General features: G+C 74.1%; 17 protein-coding genes. 8 read left to right on the forward strand and 9 right to left on the reverse strand.

Going from position 1 to position 18,102, the window contains the following annotated elements; translation table 11 throughout:
* Window positions 1-21: 21 nt before the first annotated feature.
* Together KPL59_RS31605 and KPL59_RS31610 are read left to right on the forward strand one after the other, a co-directional pair.
* Entirely contained in the window at window positions 22-1,278 is a 1,257-nt protein-coding gene (locus tag KPL59_RS31605) for an EAL domain-containing protein (RefSeq protein ID WP_226363007.1), read from the forward strand.
* Between the two features lie 45 nt (window positions 1,279-1,323).
* The gene (locus tag KPL59_RS31610; RefSeq protein WP_226363008.1) at window positions 1,324-2,853 is read left to right on the forward strand and encodes an ATP-dependent DNA ligase; all 1,530 of its coding nucleotides are present in this window, start codon (window positions 1,324-1,326) and stop codon (window positions 2,851-2,853) included.
* Here the strand turns inward: KPL59_RS31610 and KPL59_RS31615 are convergent.
* Window positions 2,784-3,533 (reverse strand): UTRA domain-containing protein, encoded by a 750-nt coding sequence (locus KPL59_RS31615; RefSeq protein ID WP_226363009.1) that lies wholly within the window; start codon window positions 3,531-3,533, stop codon window positions 2,784-2,786. The two genes, KPL59_RS31610 and KPL59_RS31615, sit on opposite strands and share 70 nt — an antisense overlap.
* Window positions 3,534-3,650: 117 nt before the next feature.
* On the opposite strand from KPL59_RS31615, the gene KPL59_RS31620 reads away from it, so the two are divergent.
* Window positions 3,651-5,096, forward strand: coding sequence for a GuaB1 family IMP dehydrogenase-related protein (locus KPL59_RS31620; protein ID WP_226363010.1), 1,446 nt, complete (start codon window positions 3,651-3,653; stop codon window positions 5,094-5,096).
* Window positions 5,097-5,139: 43 nt separating this feature from the next.
* Window positions 5,140-5,964, forward strand: coding sequence for a class II aldolase/adducin family protein (locus KPL59_RS31625; protein WP_226363011.1), 825 nt, complete (start codon window positions 5,140-5,142; stop codon window positions 5,962-5,964).
* A gap of 51 nt (window positions 5,965-6,015) precedes the next feature.
* Here the strand turns inward: KPL59_RS31625 and KPL59_RS31630 are convergent, their stop codons facing one another.
* Complete coding sequence (locus tag KPL59_RS31630; RefSeq protein ID WP_043278933.1) at window positions 6,016-7,296, reverse strand: PhoH family protein; 1,281 nt, start codon at window positions 7,294-7,296, stop codon at window positions 6,016-6,018.
* A gap of 454 nt (window positions 7,297-7,750) precedes the next feature.
* A complete protein-coding gene (locus KPL59_RS31635; RefSeq protein WP_226363012.1) occupies window positions 7,751-9,004 on the reverse strand; it encodes a DUF885 domain-containing protein in 1,254 nt (417 codons plus the stop codon).
* A 310-nt stretch (window positions 9,005-9,314) separates the two neighbouring features.
* On the opposite strand from KPL59_RS31635, the gene KPL59_RS31640 reads away from it, so the two are divergent.
* Window positions 9,315-9,701: a hypothetical protein gene (locus tag KPL59_RS31640; protein WP_020624483.1), complete on the forward strand. Its 387-nt coding sequence runs from the start codon at window positions 9,315-9,317 to the stop codon at window positions 9,699-9,701.
* Between the two features lie 379 nt (window positions 9,702-10,080).
* Here KPL59_RS31640 and KPL59_RS31645 read toward each other — a convergent pair whose 3' ends face one another.
* Window positions 10,081-10,851: an isoprenyl transferase gene (locus KPL59_RS31645; protein WP_060714866.1), complete on the reverse strand. Its 771-nt coding sequence runs from the start codon at window positions 10,849-10,851 to the stop codon at window positions 10,081-10,083.
* 116 nt (window positions 10,852-10,967) lie between these two features.
* On the opposite strand from KPL59_RS31645, the gene KPL59_RS31650 reads away from it, so the two are divergent.
* A complete protein-coding gene (locus KPL59_RS31650; RefSeq protein ID WP_075312370.1) occupies window positions 10,968-11,594 on the forward strand; it encodes a hemolysin III family protein in 627 nt (208 codons plus the stop codon).
* 24 nt (window positions 11,595-11,618) lie between these two features.
* Here KPL59_RS31650 and KPL59_RS31655 read toward each other — a convergent pair whose 3' ends face one another.
* Entirely contained in the window at window positions 11,619-11,912 is a 294-nt protein-coding gene (locus tag KPL59_RS31655) for a hypothetical protein (protein WP_226353685.1), read from the reverse strand.
* Window positions 11,913-12,002: 90 nt separating this feature from the next.
* On the reverse strand, window positions 12,003-12,881 hold the full coding sequence (gene mca / locus KPL59_RS31660) for a mycothiol conjugate amidase Mca (protein WP_226363092.1): 879 nt from the start codon (window positions 12,879-12,881) through the stop codon (window positions 12,003-12,005).
* Between the two features lie 544 nt (window positions 12,882-13,425).
* Between mca and greA the strand changes: the two genes are divergently transcribed.
* Window positions 13,426-13,914 carry a transcription elongation factor GreA gene (gene greA / locus KPL59_RS31665; protein WP_170917035.1) on the forward strand — a complete coding sequence of 163 codons (489 nt, stop codon included), beginning with the start codon at window positions 13,426-13,428 and terminating at the stop codon, window positions 13,912-13,914.
* 63 nt (window positions 13,915-13,977) lie between these two features.
* On the opposite strand, the gene ilvA is transcribed toward greA, so the two are convergent.
* On the reverse strand, window positions 13,978-15,201 hold the full coding sequence (gene ilvA, locus KPL59_RS31670) for a threonine ammonia-lyase (RefSeq protein ID WP_226363013.1): 1,224 nt from the start codon (window positions 15,199-15,201) through the stop codon (window positions 13,978-13,980).
* Window positions 15,202-15,292: 91 nt separating this feature from the next.
* Between ilvA and KPL59_RS31675 the strand changes: the two genes are divergently transcribed.
* Window positions 15,293-15,520, forward strand: a complete 228-nt coding sequence (locus KPL59_RS31675; RefSeq protein ID WP_020621958.1) for a hypothetical protein — start codon at window positions 15,293-15,295, stop codon at window positions 15,518-15,520.
* Window positions 15,521-15,532: 12 nt separating this feature from the next.
* Here the strand turns inward: KPL59_RS31675 and KPL59_RS31680 are convergent, their stop codons facing one another.
* Both KPL59_RS31680 and KPL59_RS31685 read right to left on the reverse strand, forming a co-directional pair.
* The gene (locus KPL59_RS31680) at window positions 15,533-16,678 is read right to left on the reverse strand and encodes a cystathionine gamma-synthase (protein ID WP_226363014.1); all 1,146 of its coding nucleotides are present in this window, start codon (window positions 16,676-16,678) and stop codon (window positions 15,533-15,535) included.
* A 38-nt stretch (window positions 16,679-16,716) separates the two neighbouring features.
* Complete coding sequence (locus tag KPL59_RS31685; protein WP_020621956.1) at window positions 16,717-18,087, reverse strand: cystathionine beta-synthase; 1,371 nt, start codon at window positions 18,085-18,087, stop codon at window positions 16,717-16,719.
* Window positions 18,088-18,102 lie beyond the last annotated feature (15 nt).

Below are 18,102 nucleotides of genomic sequence, written 5' to 3' on the forward strand. Positions count from 1 at the left end.
TTCACTCGAACGGACCGCATCATGGCCGACCAGCGCTTCGCGTACGTCCCCGTGCACGATCTGCGCACCGGTCGCGTCGCCGGGGTCGAGGTGGTGCCGCGCCAGCAGCACGACGCGGTGGCCGTCGTGGCCCGCGACCGCGGCTGGGACGCCCGCCGGATCGCCGAGCTCGACGCGGGTACCGCGGTCTCGGCGGTCGCGTCGGCCCGCGCGCACGGCGGCACGGTCCCGATCCAGGTCGACGTCGCCGCGGACACCGTCCTGCACGCGCGGGAGCGGCTGCGCGGGATGCTCGGCGACGCCACCGACCCGGTGGCCCCGCTGCTGGAGGTGGGGCCGCCGATCGCCGCCGCGGCGCCGGCCGAGCACCTCGTCCCGGCACTGGCCGAACTGCGGCGGTGGGGATTCCGGATCGGGCTCGACGGGGCCGGGCGCGCATTCGGGCCCGAGGTGGTGGCCGCCGTCCGGCCGGACGTGGTGAAGCTGGAGCCCGACCTCTGCGGCGGGGTGCTCGACGCGGGCACGGGGGCGGCCGTCCGCGCGGTGCTCGAGGTGTCCCGCACGGCCGGGGCACCGGTCGCCGCGACCGGGGTCCACGACGCGGGCCGGCTGGTCGGGTTGTTCGTGACCGGCGTCGCCCTCGCCCAGGGCCCGCTGCTGGGCGGGGCGCGCGCCGTCCCCGAGGCCGACCCGGCGACCCGTGCGGAGCTCCTCGGCCTGCTGAGCGCGGTGCCGCAGCCGTTCACGCCAGGGTCCACACCGCCCGTGGCCGCACCGCCCGGGGTCACGCCGTCGGTCCCCGAGCACCCCGCGACACCCCGGCCGGCCGGTCCCCCCGTGCGCGGGCTCGCCGTCCCGGCCGTGACCCTGCCCGACGACGCCGTCGGCGACACCGCCCGCGAGGTGCTGCGCGCCCGCCCCGAGTCGGCCGGGATCGTCCTGGTCGACCGGGCGCACCGGCCGGTCGGCTACCTCGACCGCAGCCGCGTCCTGCTCCAATTGGCAGGCAGGTTCGGCCACGCGCTGTGGGCCGAGAAGCCGGCGGCCGAGCTGGCGGACCCGCCGCGGACCGTCGACGAGCGGACCCCGCTGCACCGCGCGATGGAGATCGGTCTGGCCGGCGACCCGGCCCGCGGCTACGACGACCTGGTCGTCGTCGCACCGGACGGCACCTGCCGCGGGGTCGTCCCGGTCGCCGAGCTGTGGCGCCGCGCGATCCTGCCGCCCGCGGGCGGCCCGCGTCCCACCCCGGCACCGCAGGTCGTGCGCACCGCCTGACCCGACGACGCGCGGGCTGTCGGGGGTCGCTGCTTCACTGGCCCGGTGCTGTTCACCGACGTCGTCACCACCTCGGCCGCGGTCGGGGCGACCCGCGCGCGCAAGGAGAAGACCGCCGCGCTCGCGGGGCTGCTGCGCGCCGCCGCGCCGGCCGAGGTCGTGCCGGTCGTCGCCTGGCTGTCCGGGGTGCCCCGGCAGGGCCGGATCGGCACCGGCTGGCGGACCCTGTCGGGCGTCGACGTGCCGGCCGCGGCGGAGCCGTCGCTGACGGTGGAGCGGGTCGACGCCCTCCTCGACGAGCTGGCCGGCACCGCGGGGGCGGGCTCGGCGACCCGGCGCCGTGAGCTGCTCACCGAGCTGTACGGCGCCGCCACCGCCGAGGAGCAGCGGTTCCTGCACCGCCTGCTCACCGGCGAGCTGCGCCAGGGCGCGCTGGAGGGGCTGATGGTCGACGCCGTCGCCGCCGCGGCCGAGGTGTCGGCGGCGTCGGTGCGGCGGGCGTTCATGCTGTCCGGACGGCTCCCCGAGACGGCGGCGACCGCGCTGACCGGCGGCGAGGATGCACTCGCCGGGGTGGCGCTGGAGGTGGGCAGGCCCGTCCGGCCGATGCTCGCCTCCCCCGGTGACTCGCTCGACGCCGCGCTGGCCGGGCTCGGCGCCGACGTGACCGTCGAGCACAAGCTGGACGGCGCCCGCATCCAGGTGCACCGCCACGGCGACGAGGTGCGGGTGTGGACCCGGACGCTGCGCGAGATCACCGCCCGCGTGCCCGAGATGGTGGATCTGGTCCGTGGCCTGCCGTGTGACACCGCGGTGCTCGACGGCGAGACCCTCGCCCTCGACGACGACGGCCGCCCCCGCCCGTTCCAGGACACGATGAGCCGGTTCGGGACCGAGGAGTCCGGCGGCGAGGTGATGCTGTCGCCGTTCTTCTTCGACCTGCTCCACCTCGACGGCCGCGACCTCGTCGACGAGCCCACCGAGGTGCGGCTCGACGCGCTCGCCGGGCTGCTGGCCGCCGACGTGCACGCCGCGCTGCGGATGCCGGGGGTCCGGCGGCCGTCGCCGGAGCAGGCGGCCGCGGTCCTCGAGGAGGCGCTGACGGCGGGGCACGAGGGCGTCGTCGTGAAGGACCTGGCCGCGCCGTACGCGGCCGGTCGGCGGGGCAAGGCCTGGCAGAAGGTGAAGCCGGTGCACACCCTGGACCTGGTGGTGCTGGGCGCCGAGTGGGGCTACGGGCGGCGCACCGGGTCGCTGTCGAACATCCATCTCGGCGCCCGCGACCCGGACGGCGGGGAGCCGGTGATGGTCGGCAAGACGTTCAAGGGCATGACCGACGAGCTGCTGGCCTGGCAGACCGCGACCTTCCCCGACTACGAGACGTCCCGGGAGCCGGGGGTGGTGCACCTGCGCCCGGAGCTGGTCGTGGAGATCGCGCTCGACGGCGCGCAGCGCAGCACCCGCTACCCGGGCGGTGTGGCGCTGCGCTTCGCCCGGGTGCTGCGCTACCGGCCGGACAAGACCCCGGCCGAGGCCGACTCCCTCGACGCGGTGCGGGCGCTGCTGTCCGACTGAGCCGACCCGGCGCCGTCGCGGGCCGCGGTCACCGTCCCGGTCGGGTCGGCACGCAGCACACTGACGGCGAGGACCCGACCGTCGCCGCCGGTCAGGGTGCGTTCGGCGCCGAGCAGCGGGGCACCGGCGGCGACGCCGAGCAGCGCCGCGGAGTCCGGGTCGGCGGGCACCGGGCCGGAGCGGGTGTCCGCCCACACCGGGTGCAGTCCTGCCTCGGTCAGCTGCAGGTCGAAAGGGCCGGTCCCGGGCACCGCGAGCAGCCGCGCCGCGGCCGTGGTCGTCACGTAGTGGGTCTCCAGCACCGCGCCGCCGCCGGCCGTCGCCGAGACGCACTCGGTGCGCAGGCACGGCGCCCCGACCGGCACACCGAGCCACTCGGCGAGCACGTCGGGCGCGGCGATCCCGGTGCGCTCCAGCCAGCGCGGGAGGCGGGTGCCCGTGCCCGTGACGGCGGCCCGTCCGGGGTAGTGCGGGCGGGCGACGATCCGGTACCCGGTCGGCCCCGGCCGCAGCAGCCCCTCCTCGCCCAGCAGACCCAGGGCGGCCCGGACGACGGCGCGCGGCACGGCGTGGCGCACCATCAGCTCGTCCTCGCCGGGCAGCAGGCCCCCGGGGCGCCCGCCCCCGGCCACCGCGATGCGCAGGAGGTCACGGAGCCGGCGCACGTCTGCGGCACGCACACGAGGGTTCGGCGACGGCACCGGCATGTACCCGACGGTAGGCACACGGGGTTGCCCGGCGGTTCCCCTCACATGACGGACGCGTGACAACGCCCCGGGGCGTAGCATCCCGATATCGTGCGCTTCCTCGACGACCGCCGGCCCGAGCACGACCTGACCTACGACGACGTCTTCCTCGTCCCACGCCGTTCCACCGTGACGTCCCGCTTCGACGTGGACCTCACCGCCCCGGACCGTTCCGGGGCCACGGTGCCCGTGGTGGCGGCGAACATGACCGCCGTCGCCGGACGCCGGATGGCCGAGACGCTCGCCCGGCGCGGCGCGCTGACCGTGCTCCCGCAGGACGTGGCGACCGATGCCGTCGCCGAGATCGTGTCCTGGATCAAGTCCCGGCACCCGGTGTGGGACACCCCGTTGGTGCTGCGCACCTCCGACGCGGTCGCCGACGCGCTGAACCTGCTGCCCAAGCGGGCCCACGACGCCGTCGTGGTCGTCGACGACGGCGGCCGCCCGGTCGGCACCGTGTCCGAGGCGCACTGCGCCGGGGTGGACCGCTTCACCCGCCTCGCCGACGTCCTCGACCCGGACCCGCTGGCGCTGCCGCTGGGCACCGAGCCGCGCGAGGTGTTCGAGCAGCTCGACGCCCGCCGCAAGGCCGTCGCGCTCGGCCTCGACGGCGACGGCCGCCTCGCCGGCCTGCTCACCCCGCTCGGCGCGATCCGCGCCGGGATCTACTCCCCCGCACTCGACGGCGCCGGCCGGCTGCGCACCGCGGCCGCGATCGGCATCAACGGCGACGTCGCGGTGAAGGCGAAGGCCCTGCTCGACGCCGGGGTGGACGTGCTCGTCGTCAACACCGCGCACGGCCACCAGGAGAAGATGGCCGACGCGCTCGGCGCGGTCCGCCGTGTGGTCGACGAGGCCGGGGCCACGGTCCCGGTCGCCGCCGGCAACGTGGTCACCGCCGAGGGTGTCGCCGACCTGGTCGAGGCGGGCGCCGACATCGTCAAGGTCGGCGTCGGCCCCGGCGCGATGTGCACGACCCGGATGATGACCGGCGTCGGGCGCCCGCAGTTCTCCGCGGTCGCCGAGTGCGCCGCCGCGGCCCGCGAGCGCGGCGCCGTGATCTGGGCCGACGGCGGGGTGCGCCACCCGCGCGACGTGGCACTCGCCCTGGCCGCCGGCGCGGCGTCGGTGATGATCGGCTCCTGGCTGGCGGGCACCTACGAGTCCCCCGGAGACCTGCTGCGCGACGAGCACGGCCGCGCGTACAAGGAGTCGTTCGGGATGGCGTCCAAGCGCGCGGTCAGCGCACGCACCCGGGGCGACAACGCGTTCGACCGGGCCCGCAAGGCGCTGTTCGAGGAGGGCATCTCGTCCTCGCGTCAGCGGCTGGACCCGGACCGCCCCGGTGTGGAGGACGTGCTCGACGAGATCTGCTCGGGCGTCCGCTCCGCGTGCACCTACGCCGGCGCCCGCTCGGTCGACGAGCTGCACGAGCGCTCCGTCGTCGGGGTGCAGACCACCGCCGGGTTCACCGAGGGCACCCCGCACGGCCTCTGAGCCACCCCTTGACCCGGCGCGTGATCCGGCGCACGGTCGGGTCATGGCCGCCCCCACGCAGGACACCACCACCAGCAGCTCCGGTACCGCCGCCCTCGGCGGCGGCGGTACCGGCGGTCTGCCGGTCCCACCGACGTTCGCCACCTCCGCCGAGGAGCGCCTGCACCGCAAGCAGCAGCTCGCGGGGGCGTTCCGGATCTTCGGCCGCTTCGGCTTCGGCGAGGGCGTCGCCGGGCACATCACCGTGCGCGACCCGGAGGACCCGGACATGTTCTGGGTCAACCCGTTCGGCATGAGCTTCCGGCACATCCGGGTCTCGGACCTGATCATGGTCGACCACCACGGCACGGTCCGGCACGGGAACCGCCCGGTGAACCAGGCCGGGTTCATCATCCACTCGGCCGTCCACGAGGCGCACCCGCACGTGGTCGCGGCCGCGCACGCCCACTCGGTGTACGGCAAGGCGTGGTCGTCGCTGGGCCGGCCGCTGGACCCCATCACCCAGGACGCCTGCGCCCTCTACGAGAACCACGGCGTCGTCCACGAGGGTGCCGGCGCGGTCGTGCTCGACCCGGAGGCGGGCCGGGCCCTGGCCCGCGGTCTGACCGGCCGGCGGATGGTCTTCCACCAGAACCACGGGATCTTCTCCGTCGGCGAGACGGTCGCGGAGGCCGCCTGGTGGTTCATCTCGACCGAGCGCAACTGCCAGGCGCAGCTGCTGGCCGAGGCCGCGGGGACGCCGACACTCGTCGACCACGCCAACGCGCGGTTCACCGCCGAGCAGACCGGCACGCCCTACGCCGGCTGGTTCTCCTACCAGCCGCTGTGGGACGAGGTCGTGCGTACCGACCCGGACCTGTTCGACTGAGACACACCACGGCCCCCGTCGGCGACTGCCGACGGGGGCCGTGTGCCGTCGTCAGGAGTTGGGTCCCTCCAGCATCTCGGTGACCAGCGCCGCGATCGGCGAGCGCTCGCTGCGGGTCAGCGTGACGTGCGCGAACAGCGGGTGGCCCTTCAGCTTCTCGATGACGGCGTTGACGCCGTCGTGCCGTCCGACGCGCAGGTTGTCGCGCTGCGCGACGTCGTGGGTGAGCACGACGCGCGACGCCGTCCCGAGCCGGGACAGCACCGTGAGCAGCACGTTGCGCTCCAGCGACTGTGCCTCGTCGACGATCACGAACGTGTCGTGCAGCGACCGACCGCGGATGTGGGTCAGCGGCAGGACCTCGAGCAGGCCGCGGGCGATGACCTCGTCGATCACGTCCTGGCTGACCATCGCCCCCAGGGTGTCGAAGACGGCCTGCGCCCAGGGCTGCATCTTCTCGACCTCGCTGCCCGGGAGGTAGCCGAGATCCTGTCCGCCGACGGCGTAGAGCGGCCGGAAGACCACGATCTTGCGGTGCTGCCGTCGCTCCAGCACCGCCTCCAGGCCCGCGCACAACGCGAGCGCCGACTTGCCCGTCCCGGCGCGTCCGCCGAGGGACACGATCCCGACCTCGTTGTCCAGCAGCAGGTCCAGCGCGATCCGCTGCTCGGCGGAACGGCCGTGCAGCCCGAACGCCTCCCGGTCCCCGCGCACCAGCTTGACCCGCTTGTCCGCGGTGACCCGCCCGAGCGCGTTCGACGCCCCGATCAGCCGCAACCCCGTGTTGCAGGGCAGGTCGCGGGCCTCGTCGTGGTCGATGACGCCGTCGCGGAACAGCGCGTCGACGTCCTCGGCGGTCACCTCCAGGTCGGTCATGCCGGTCCAGCCCGAGAACAGCACGTCCTGGCCGTGGTACTCGTCGGCGTCCAGACCGACCGCGGCGGCCTTGACCCGCAACGGCATGTCCTTGGTGACCAGCGTGACGTCCGGCGGCACGGACGGGTCCGCCTTCAGGTTCAGCGCACAGGCCAGGATCCGCGAGTCGTTGGAGTCGGTGCGGAACCCGGCCGGCAGGACCGTGGGGTCGGAGTGGTTCAGCTCGACGTGCAACGTGCCGCCGGACTCCCCGATCGGCACGGGTGCGTCGAGACGGCCGTACCTGACGCGCAGCTCGTCGAGCTGGCGCAGCGCGGTCCGGGCGAACCAGCCCAGTTCGGGGTGGTGACGCTTGGCCTCCAGCTCACTGATGACGACGAGCGGCAGGACGACCTGGTGCTCGTCGAAGCGCTGCAGCGACCACGGGTCGGACAGCAGCACGGACGTGTCGAGCACGTAGCAGCGGGTGGTACCTGCCGGTGCGTCCCCGACGGACCCCTGCGGTGCGGGGGTCGGGTCGGTGAGGGCGGGACGACGATCGGTCACGGGTGCTCCCTCGCAGGCGCGGCACCGCACCTGCTCTGCGTCGGGCCGGCCGGCCCTGGTGCGGGCCGCGACGACGCGGAGGGACCATGGCGGTCCTCCGGCCGGCACGCCCGCGAGGGCCGGGTGCCGGCCCTCTCGGGTGCGTGTGACACCACTCCAGGGCCTCCCGAACGGGCCGCATCGGGTACAGCCCGTCGACATGGACGCTACTAGTGGTCACCCTCGTGCGGTCAATAGCAACGCTCCGTCGGATCGCGACGTTGACCCCTGATGGAACAGTCGTAACGTGCCGTTCATCGTGTGATCAGTACCGTCCGGCGTCGAGTCGGGTAGAGACACCTCGTTCGGCTGCGAGCCGTTCGGCTCAGTCAGGGACCGGCGTACGGAGCAATCCGACCGCTGCCGGGGGTGGTCCGACTCGATCCGGACCGCGTCCGCTGCCACCGTCGGTGACCAGATCCGACGGCAGGACCGGGGTGTCGAGCAGGGCCGCCAGCGCAGCGGCCGGACCGTCCGGGGCCGCGGCGAGCCGGGCGCGCACGAGCGGGCCGCCCTCGGCGTAGGTGACCGGGTAGGTGCGCCACTGGGGATGGTCGAGGAAGTCGAGCATCCGCCGCGCCCGGTCGTCGTCGACCAGCAACCATCGGGCCAGGTGGGCGAGCACCGCGGCGGGGCCGGCGCCGTCGACGTGGCGCATGAGTGCGGCGTCGAGCCGGACCCGGCCGAGCAGGTCCAGCTCCCGTTCGATCCGCTCGGCGGCCGGGCCGTCGAGGTGCACGCCGACGCCCGCGAGGACACGTTCGGCGACCGGGCCCCAGCCGGGGCCGGGCACCACGTCGACGGCGGCCTCCGCCGCACCCTCCGCGACGAGCCCCTGCGGGCTGTGGACCAGTCGCAGCGCCAGCTCCGGGTGCCGCGCCGACGCGATCTCGGCCCGGCAGTACTGCAGGTGGTGGCCGGGGTAGACCTCGTGGGCGAGCAACGGCAGCAGCGACCCGGCGCGCACCCGGCCGGTCGTCGCGACCGAGACCCGGCTGTGCAGCCCGCCGCGGTAGCGGGTGAACGCCGTCCAGGGACGCGCGCCGACGAGGCCGACGTCGGCGTGCTCGCCGGCCGGGAGCCCCAGCGTGTCGCGGGTGCGGCCGCGCAGCTCCGCGACGACGGCGGCGACCGCGTCGGCCAGCCGGTCGGCGGGGACGACGTCGGCGGCCCGGTGGTCCCGCATCCGGGCGGCCAGCGGTCCGCGCCCGGGCAGCACCGCTGCCAGCCTGCGGTGCGCCTCGTACAGCTCGTCCGGCTCGCTGCGGCGCGGGACCACCCCGAACAGGTCGCGGACCTGCTCGAGGTAGCCGACGTCGTCGCCGGCGAGCAGCCGGGCCCGGCACCGCAGCGCGACCAGCAGCGCCTCGAGGTACCGGCGACGGCCGGCCGGGAGTTCCGCGGCCGCGACCTCCGCACGCAGCCGTCCGGCCGTGACGACCAGGGCCGCCGGGTCCTGGAGCGGCTCCGCGGCCACCCGCCGGGCGATCGACGGGTACGGCGGCGGCCCGTCCAGCACCCCCGGCCGCAGCCGGTCCAGCCGCGACGCGAGCTCCGCCGTCGCGTGCAGCAGGTCCACCCCCGGAGCGTAGGCGGCCCGGAACCGAACGACCGCGAGGGCGGCCGGTAACGCGTCCGTTCGGACGTATCCGGCCACGCAGGGTGCACAATCCGCGGACGGCGACGGCTCAGACGCGCGGGGCCAGAACAACCTATTTGGGGAGTATCGGAACCGTCAGTGAAAGTGTACCTCGATAGGGTCACGAGATTTGTTTCGTCGGAATAACACCGGTAGCTTTTCAGGCAGTCGGTACGGGCTCCCCCTCGTCAGCGTGCCGGCACGCGTGAGACCGGCTTCGGGCGGACTCGAGACTCAACAGGAGAAAACTGTGCTGAAGAAGGCTGGAATCGTGGTTGCGGCCTCCGCCGCGTCCCTGCTCGCCCTGTCCCCGCTCGCCTTCGCCGGCGACAAGGACGGCGACCACGGCCACAAGGGCGGCCACCACGGTGCCGAGAACGTCATCGACAAGGACGCCAAGGGCCTCATCGCCGGCCTGAACGGCAACAACCTCAACGTGCCGATCCAGGCCTGCAACAACAACATCCCGGTCAACGTGCTGGGCGTGCAGGTCCCGGTCGAGGACGCCTCCGCCCTCAACGGCCTCACCGGTGCCCTGGGCATCCTGGGCGACGCCAAGGCGAAGTCCGGCGACTCGGTCACCGACCAGTCCGACAACTGCGGCCAGGAGGCCGGCGCCGGCGACTCGATCGGCTGATCTCCTCGCAGATCTGAGAATGCCCCGGAGCTTCTGCTCCGAGGCATTCTCGTGTGTCACCCCCGGACACCCGCCGGAGTGACCGGAATTCCGCCGGGTCACCGTTCACCGCGTCCGCGCGGCCGTGTTCACTCCGTCGTGTCGAGGCCACCGATACCGATCCGATTCACCAGTGGCGTGATCACGCTCCGTACATGCGGCGGCCGTCCTCCTCCCGACACGCTCCCGAGCGCACGACGGTGCCGGACGTGCCGGACACCGGGCCACGCACGCCGCACGCCGGACACCGGACACGCCCGACAGGTGGAACAAGCCGAGCCGGAGCAGGGCGGTGCGCTGAGCCCGCTCGCGTTCGCGGGTGAGCACGGTCGATCCGAGTTCATCCGCCGAAACGTCGGTGTCGCGCGCCGAAGTCGCGCAGGGCGCGCAGGAAGTCGACGCGGCGGAACTCGGGCCAGTAGGCCTCGCAGAACCAGAACTCCGAATGGGCCGACTGCCACAGCAGGAACCCCGACAGACGTTGCTCACCGCTGGTCCGGATGACGAGGTCCGGGTCGGGCTGACCGGAGGTGTAGAGGTGCTCCGCGATGTGGTCGACGTCGAGCGACTCCGCGAGCTCCTCGATCGTCCGTCCCGCCTCCGCCTGGGTCAGCAGCATCTTGCGGACGGCGTCCGCGATCTCCTGCCGGCCGCCGTAGCCGACGGCGACGTTCAGCTGGATGCCCCCGCGGTCGCTGGTACGGGCGACCGCCGCGGTCAGCCGGTCGGCCAGGCTGCTCGGCAGCAGCTCCATCGCGCCGACCACCCGCAGCCGCCACGGCGTGTCCGGGCCGGAAAGGTCGTCGACGACCCCGGCGATGATCTCCAGGAGGTCCTTGAGCTCCTCCGGGGAGCGGGTGTCCAGGTTGTCGGTGGACAGCAGGAACACCGTGACGACCTCGACGCCGGCCTCGGAGCACCAGCCGAGCATCTCCGCGATCTTGGCCGCGCCGGCGCGGTGCCCCTCCGCGGGGTCGACCAGGCCGGCCTCCCGCGCCCAGCGGCGGTTGCCGTCGAGAATGAGCGCGACGTGCCTGGGCCGCTCGGCCCCGGCGATCTGACGCAGGATCCTGCGCTCGTACACCGTGTAGAGCAGGTCTCGGAGGGCCACGTACACGGAGCCTAGTCCCGCGTGTGGCGTTCGTCCGCCGGACGGGACCCCCGCCGTCTCGGCCCGTAACGTCGGGGCGCGTGAGCATCGCCCCGTCCGTCCCGCTCAAGCCCCGTATGCGGGGCTGGCTGCACCTGTGGAGCCTCGTCGGTTCCGTCTTCGCGTGCGCCGCACTGATCAGCGTCGCGGGGGCACTCGTCGGGACCTCCGCGGCCGTGGCCACGGCCGTCTACACGCTGACCACGTTCGGCCTGTTCGGGATCAGCGCGCTGTACCACCGGCACACCTGGGCCGACCCGGCCCGGCGACGGCTGATGAAGCGCCTCGACCACTCGATGATCTTCCTGTTCATCGCGGGCACCTACACGCCGGTCTCGGTGCTGGCGCTCCCCGCGGCGACCGCCACCTGGGTGCTCGCCGTCGTCTGGGGCGGGGCACTCGCCGGGGTCGCACTCAAGCTCGCCTGGCCGACCGCGCCGGCCTGGGTGGGGGTGCCGATCTACATCGCGCTCGGGTGGGTCGCGGTGTTCGTGCTGCCCGGGCTGCTGGCCGGAGGCGGGGTCGCCGCACTCGTCCTGCTGCTCGCCGGCGGGGCGCTCTACACCGTCGGCGCGGTCATGTACGCGCTACGACGGCCCGACCCGTGGCCCGCGACGTTCGGTTACCACGAGTTCTTCCACGCCGCGACGGTCCTGGCCTGGGCGTGCCACCACGTCGCGATCTGGCTGGTCCTGCTGCGCTGACCCGCGCTCCCGCGGGTCGGCGACTCAGGAGCGGGCCGGTCCGGGCTCGCCCCGGTCGGTCGCGGCCGGGTCGGATCCGCCCTCGGCGGTCCCCTCGCCGTCGAAGGACTCCGGGAGGCGGGTGATGCGCTTGCTCATGTTGCGGATGAGGAAGACCGTCGCGAGCAGCAGGAGCAGCACGATCGCCAGCCCGGCCGGCGCCGCGTTGCCGAACTCCGGCAGCTGCCCGGGGGGCGGGGGACGGTCCTGCATCGGGACGAGCAGGCCCATCACGACCTGGTTCACCACAGCCGTCACGTTCTCGACCTGCACCGCCACGCGCCTCCGTACTCCGGTTCCCGGGTCACCGGCACCGTCCCGGAGCTGCGGGACGGTCCGGTGGCCAGGCTACCCGCGGGGCCCGCGCCCTCAGCCGGCGCGGCGGCGCTCCCCGCCGACCTCGACGGGGATGCCGGCGAACAGGTCGTCCTCCGGGATCTCGGTGTCGACCAGGGAGTGGACCAGCTCGTAGTCCTCGGTGGGCCAGACCCGGGCCTGCACCTCGAGCGGGGTGAAGAAGAACCTGCTGTTCGGGTCGATCTGGGTGGCGTGCGCGCGCAGCGCGTCGTCCCGCCGGCCGAACCAGTCCGAGCACGGGACCCTGGTGGTCACCCGGGTGCCGGGGTCGGGCCGGTCGCTGGTCCAGTTCTCCAGCCACTCCGCGTACGGCGACTCCTGGCCGGACTCGACGATCGCGTTGTGGAAGGCCTCCAGCCGGGCCTTGGAGAAGCCGTGGCCGTAGTAGAGCTTCAGCGGCTGCCACGGGGCGCCCGCCTCCGGGAAACGCGCCGGGTCGCCGGCGGCCTCCCACGCGGCCATCGAGATCACGTGGGTGCGGATGTGGTCCGGGTGCGGGTAGCCGCCGTTCTCGTCGTAGGTGACGAGGACGTGCGGGCGGAACTCGCGGATGACCTTCACCAGTGCCGCGGTCTGCTCCTCGACGTCACCCAGGGCGAAGCAGCCCTCGGGCAGCGGGGGCTTCGGGTCGCCCTCGGGCAGGCCGGAGTCGACGAAGCCGAGCCAGACGTGCTGCACGCCGAGGATCTCGGCGGCACGGGCCATCTCGTCCCTGCGGACCGCGGTCATGTTCTCCAGGACGTCCGGCCGTTCCATCGCGGGGTTCAGGATGCTGCCCCGCTCGCCACCGGTGCAGGTCACGACCATGACCTCGTGCCCCTCGTCGACGTACCGGGCGGTGGTCGCCGCGCCCTTCGAGGACTCGTCATCGGGGTGGGCGTGCACCGTCATCAGCCGGGGACGCTCGCCGGGCGCCGGCAGCTGGACCGGGCGCGGGGCGGACGGGGTGTACTGCGTAGCCATCGGGGCGGGTTCCTCCACGGTCACCGGACTCGGGTCCCGCGCCGGTGGTCTGCCGGCGGCGGGCGGCGAGGCGTGCTCAGGGACGATCCTGGCAGAGAGGACCGACAGGAACCGCGCCGAGCACGGGCACCGGAATCCGCAACGCCGTCGCCGGCGCCATCTGTTCCCGCCGGTGGACCCGTCTGCGACGGGCGGTTGCCGCCGGTGGGGACGGTACGGCGGCCCTGCCGTCGTCGACCCCACTACCTGCGAATACTCCTCCCGCGGGAACTATCCGGGACCCGCACCCGTTCACCGAAAGGCTGCGACGAGCGGCACGCTCCGTGGTAAGGTGAGCCCCACACGACCCGCAGGCGGGTCGTGTTTTTCCTTACTCGGGGCGTGCTGCTCGGAGCCGCCACCCCCGTGTGCCCGCCGGGCGCCAGGCGTCCCGGCGGCGACACGTCCTGCTTTCCTGGAGGAGTTGATGACGGTGACGGACACCCAGGCCACCTGGCTGACCCAGGACGCCTACGACCGGCTGAAGGCCGAGCTGGACGGGTTGATCGAGAACCGGCCCGTCATCGCCGCGGAGATCAACGCCCGCCGCGAGGAGGGTGACCTGAAGGAGAACGGCGGCTACCACGCCGCCCGCGAGGAGCAGGGCCAGCAGGAGGCCCGGATCCGTCAGCTGCAGGAGCTGCTGCGCACCGCCCAGGTCGGCACCGCGCCGTCCAGCTCCGACGAGGCCTCCCCCGGCACCGTGCTCGAGATCCGCTACGAGGACGACGACGAGGCCGAGCGGGTCCTGCTCGGCTCCCGCGAGGAGGGCAGCCACGGCGACCTGCAGGTCATCTCGCCGCACTCCCCGCTCGGCGCGGCGCTGCTCGGTGCGAAGCCGGGTGACACCCGCGAGTACCAGCTGCCCGACGGCGGGACCATGAAGGTGACGCTGGTGTCGGTGGAGGCCTTCACCGGCTGATCCACACCCACCCGCGGAACGGGCCCGGCCGGTCGGCCGGGCCCGTTCGCGTGTCCGGGCGGGTCACGGCGTGGCGACCGCGTGCCCTGCCTCGCGCAGGTCGGCGACGATGGCGTCGCGGTGCTCGGGCCCACGCGTCTCCACGCTGAGCTCGACGTCGACCTCCCCGACCGCGAGCGCACCCCTGATCCGCGAGTGCGCGACGTCGGTGACGTTGGCCCCGAGCCGCCCGACCCGGGCCAGCAGCTCGGCGAGCGCGCCGGGCCGGTCGGGCATCCGCAGGTGCAGGGTGAGGTAGCGGGACGAGGCGACCAGGCCGTGCCGGATGACCTGCAGCAGCACGAGCGGGTCGACGTTGCCGCCGGACAGCACGCACACGACCGGCCCCGGCCACCGGTCGGGGTGCTCCATCAGCGCGGCGACGGACGCGGCCCCGGCAGGCTCGACGAGCATCTTCGCCCGTTCCAGACAGTGCAGCAGCGCCGCGGACAACGCGTCCTCCGACACCGTGACCATCTCGTCTATCAGGGCACTGACCTGGGCGAACGTGACGTCACCCGGGCGGCCGACGGCGATCCCGTCGGCCATCGTGCGCATCCCGCCGACCGGCATCGGAGCCCCCGCCGCGAGCGACGACGGCCAGGCCGCGGCACCCGCGGCCTGCACCCCGACGATCCGGATGTCCGGCCGCGCGGCGCGCAGGACCGCGGCGGTCCCACCGAGCAGCCCACCACCGCCCGCGGAGATCAGCACCGTGCCGGCGTCGGGGACCTGGTCGAGGATCTCGCAGCCGACGGTGCCCTGCCCGGCGATGATGTCGGGGTGGTCGAAGGGGTGCACGAACACCGCGCCCGACCGCTCGGCGGCCTCGGTGGCGGCCGTGACGGCCTCGTCGACGGTGCGGCCGGTGAGCACGACCTCGGCGCCGTAGCCGCGGGTCGCGTCGACCTTGGGCAGCGCCGCCCGCTCGGGCATGTACACGGTGGCGCGCACGCCCAGCAGCCGCGCGGCGAGCGCGACGCCCTGGGCGTGGTTGCCTGCCGACGCCGCGACGACACCGCCCGCGCGCTCGTCGTCGGAGAGGCGGGCGATGCGCGTGTAGGCGCCGCGGATCTTGAACGACCCGGTGCGCTGCAGGTTCTCGCACTTCAGACCGACCCGGGAGCCGGTCAGGTCGGACAGGGCACGGGCACCGGCGACGGGCGTGGTGCGCACGACGCCGGACAGCAGTTCGCGGGCGGAGAGCACGTCGTCGGCGGTGACCGGGGGGATGACGGGGGCGGCCATACCGGCAGTCTCGCACCGCCCCGGGTAACCTCGCCGGTGTCTCACCGGGCGTGACGTCCCCTGCGCGCCCGGTGTCGGGAGGGACTCGGGAATGACGCGTCTGCGCACGACGGCACCGCTGCTGCTGGCCGCCGGACTGGCGGCGCTCGCGGTGGCGACCGTGCACGACGCGGGCTGCGCCGACCCGGGCCGCTACGAGGCCCGCGGCGACGGCACGTGGTCGCTGGTCGGTGGCTGCGTGGACCCGGGTGACCTGGTCGTTCCGCCTCCGCCGGTGGTCCAGCCCCCCGCGCCGTCGCCGGAGCAGTCGCGCAGCTGAGCCCGTGCGGCGCTACCGGACCGCGTCGAGCGCGGACCGCAGGTCGTCGAGCAGGTCGTCGGCGTCCTCGATGCCGACCGAGAGCCGGACCAGCGAGTCCGGCACCTCGAGCATCGAGCCCGCGGTCGAGGCGTGGGTCATCTCGCCCGGGTGCTCGATCAGCGACTCGACCCCGCCGAGCGACTCGGCGAGGGTGAACAGCCGGGTGCCCGCGCAGATCCGCAGCGCCGCGTCGCGCCCGCCCGCAGCGAGGAACGACACCATCCCGCCGAACCGACGCATCTGCTTGGCCGCGACCTCGTGGCCGGGGTGCTCGGGCAGGCCCGGGTAGAGCACCGAGGCCACCGCGGGGTGCGCGGAGAGCATCTCCGCGACGCGCTCGGCGTTGTCGCAGTGGCGCTCCATGCGCACCGCGAGGGTCTTCGCGCCGCGCAGGGTCAGCCAGGCGTCGAACGGGCCGGGCACCGAGCCGGTGGAGTTCTGGACGAACGCGATCTGCTCGGACAGCGCGTCGTCGTCGGTGACCAGCGCGCCGCCGACGACGTCGGAGTGGCCGCCGACGTACTTGGTCGTGGAGTGCACGACGACGTCGGCGCCCAGCGCCAGCGGCGTCTGCAGGTAGGGCGAGGCGAAGGTGTTGTCGACGACGAGCCGCGCGCCCACCTCGTGCGCCACCCCGGCCAGCGCCGCGATGTCGGCGATGCCGAGCAGCGGGTTGGTCGGGGTCTCGCACCACACGACCTTCGTCGTGGGGCGCAACGCCGCGCGCAGGGCGTCGTGGTCGGCGAGGTCGACCGGGGTGTGCTCGACACCGAACCCGGACAGCACCTTGTCGACCAGGCGGAAGGTGCCGCCGTAGGCGTCGTGCGGGATGACCAGGTGGTCACCGGGCCCCAGCAGGATCCGCAGCAGCGTGTCCGTCGCCCCCATCCCGGAGCCGAACGCGTGCGCGTGCCGGCCGCCCTCCAGGGCGGCGAGCTGGTCCTGCAGCACGGTCCTGGTCGGGTTGGCGCTGCGGGAGTACTCGTACCCCCCGCGGGTCCCGCCGACGCCGTCCTGGGCGTAGGTCGAGCTGGTGTGGATCGACGTCGTCACTGCGCCGGTCGTCGGGTCCGGGACCTGGCCGGCGTGGATCGCGCGCGTGGAGAAGCCCTGCATGGGCGCCGAGGCTACTCCCGGCGCCCGTGCGGGCCGGATCAGGCGTTGCCGCCGAGGAAGGCAATCACGTCGGAACGGGTGACGACGCCCGCTGGCTTGCCGTCCTCCAGGACCAGCGCGGCGTCGGCCTTGGCGAAGGCCTCCATCGCGTCCTGCACCGACTCGCCGGCGCCGAGGGTCGGCAGCGGCGGGGACATGTGGTCCTCGAGCCGGTCCGAGAGCTTGGCCCGCCCGGTGAACAGCGCGTCGAGCAGGTCGCGTTCGCTGACCGAGCCGGCGACCTCGGCCGCCATGACCGGCGGCTCCGCCTTGACCACCGGCATCTGGGAGACGCCGAACTCGCGCAGGTAGAGCGCGGCGTCGGCGACGGTCTCATTGGGGTGGGCGTGCACCAGCGAGGGCAGTGCGCCGTCCTTGCGCCGCAGCACGTCGCCGATGGTCGTGCCCTGCGACGGGGGGAGGAAGCCGTAGCTGGCCATCCAGCGGTCGTTGAAGACCTTGCCGAGGTAGCCGCGGCCGCCGTCGGGCAGCAGCACGACGACCACCGCGTCCGCGGGCAGCGTCGCGGCCACCCGCAGCGCGGCGACGGTCGCCATCCCGCAGGAACCGCCGACGAGCAGCGCCTCCTCGCGGGCGAGACGGCGGGTCATCTCGAAGGAGTCGCCGTCGGAGACGGCGACGATCTCGTCGCAGACGTCGCGGTCGTAGGTGGTCGGCCAGAAGTCCTCGCCGACGCCCTCGACCAGGTAGGGACGGCCGGTCCCGCCGGAGTAGACCGAGCCCTCCGGGTCGGCACCGATGATCCGCACGGCGCCGTTCGACTTCTCCTTGAGGTACCGCCCGATGCCCGAGATGGTGCCGCCGGTGCCGATCCCCGCCACGAAGTGCGTGATCCGGCCCTCGGTCTGCTCCCAGATCTCCGGGCCCGTCGAGTGGTAGTGCGACTCCGGGTTGGCCGGGTTCGCGTACTGGTTGGGCTTCCAGGCGCCCTCGATCTCGCGGACCAGGCGGTCGGAGGTCTGGTAGTAGGAGTCCGGGTGGTCCGGCTCGACAGCCGTCGGGCACACCACGACCTCGGCGCCGTAGGCCTTGAGGACGTTGCGCTTGTCCTCCCCGACCTTGTCCGGGCACACGAACACGCAGTGGTAGCCCTTGCGCTGGGCGACCATCGCCAGCCCCACGCCGGTGTTGCCCGAGGTCGGCTCGACGATCGTGCCGCCGGGACGCAGCTCACCGGAGGCCTCGGCGGCCTCGACCATCCGCAGGGCGATGCGGTCCTTCACCGATCCACCGGGGTTCAGGTACTCGACCTTGGCCAGGACCGGCGGGGCGATGCCCTCCGCCGTCGCTCCCAGCCGGACGAGGGGCGTGTTCCCGACCAGGTCGACGACGTGCTCGACGTAACGCATGCATGCATCCTCGCA

This window comes from Pseudonocardia sp. ICBG1142, assembly GCF_020496255.1.
Taxonomy (GTDB): Bacteria; Actinomycetota; Actinomycetes; order Mycobacteriales; family Pseudonocardiaceae; genus Pseudonocardia.

Coding starts and splice junctions, on each gene's coding strand:
- KPL59_RS31650 (WP_075312370.1), top strand. CDS start 10,968: ATGCGGGGCTGGCTGCACCTGTGGAGCCTCGTCGGTTCCGTCTTCGCG.
- KPL59_RS31675 (WP_020621958.1), top strand. CDS start 15,293: ATGACGCGTCTGCGCACGACGGCACCGCTGCTGCTGGCCGCCGGACTG.
- KPL59_RS31685 (WP_020621956.1), bottom strand. CDS start 18,087: ATGCGTTACGTCGAGCACGTCGTCGACCTGGTCGGGAACACGCCCCTC.
- KPL59_RS31605 (WP_226363007.1), top strand. CDS start 22: ATGGCCGACCAGCGCTTCGCGTACGTCCCCGTGCACGATCTGCGCACC.
- KPL59_RS31680 (WP_226363014.1), bottom strand. CDS start 16,678: ATGCAGGGCTTCTCCACGCGCGCGATCCACGCCGGCCAGGTCCCGGAC.
- ilvA (WP_226363013.1), bottom strand. CDS start 15,201: ATGGCCGCCCCCGTCATCCCCCCGGTCACCGCCGACGACGTGCTCTCC.
- mca (WP_226363092.1), bottom strand. CDS start 12,881: ATGACGGTGCACGCCCACCCCGATGACGAGTCCTCGAAGGGCGCGGCG.
- KPL59_RS31625 (WP_226363011.1), top strand. CDS start 5,140: ATGGCCGCCCCCACGCAGGACACCACCACCAGCAGCTCCGGTACCGCC.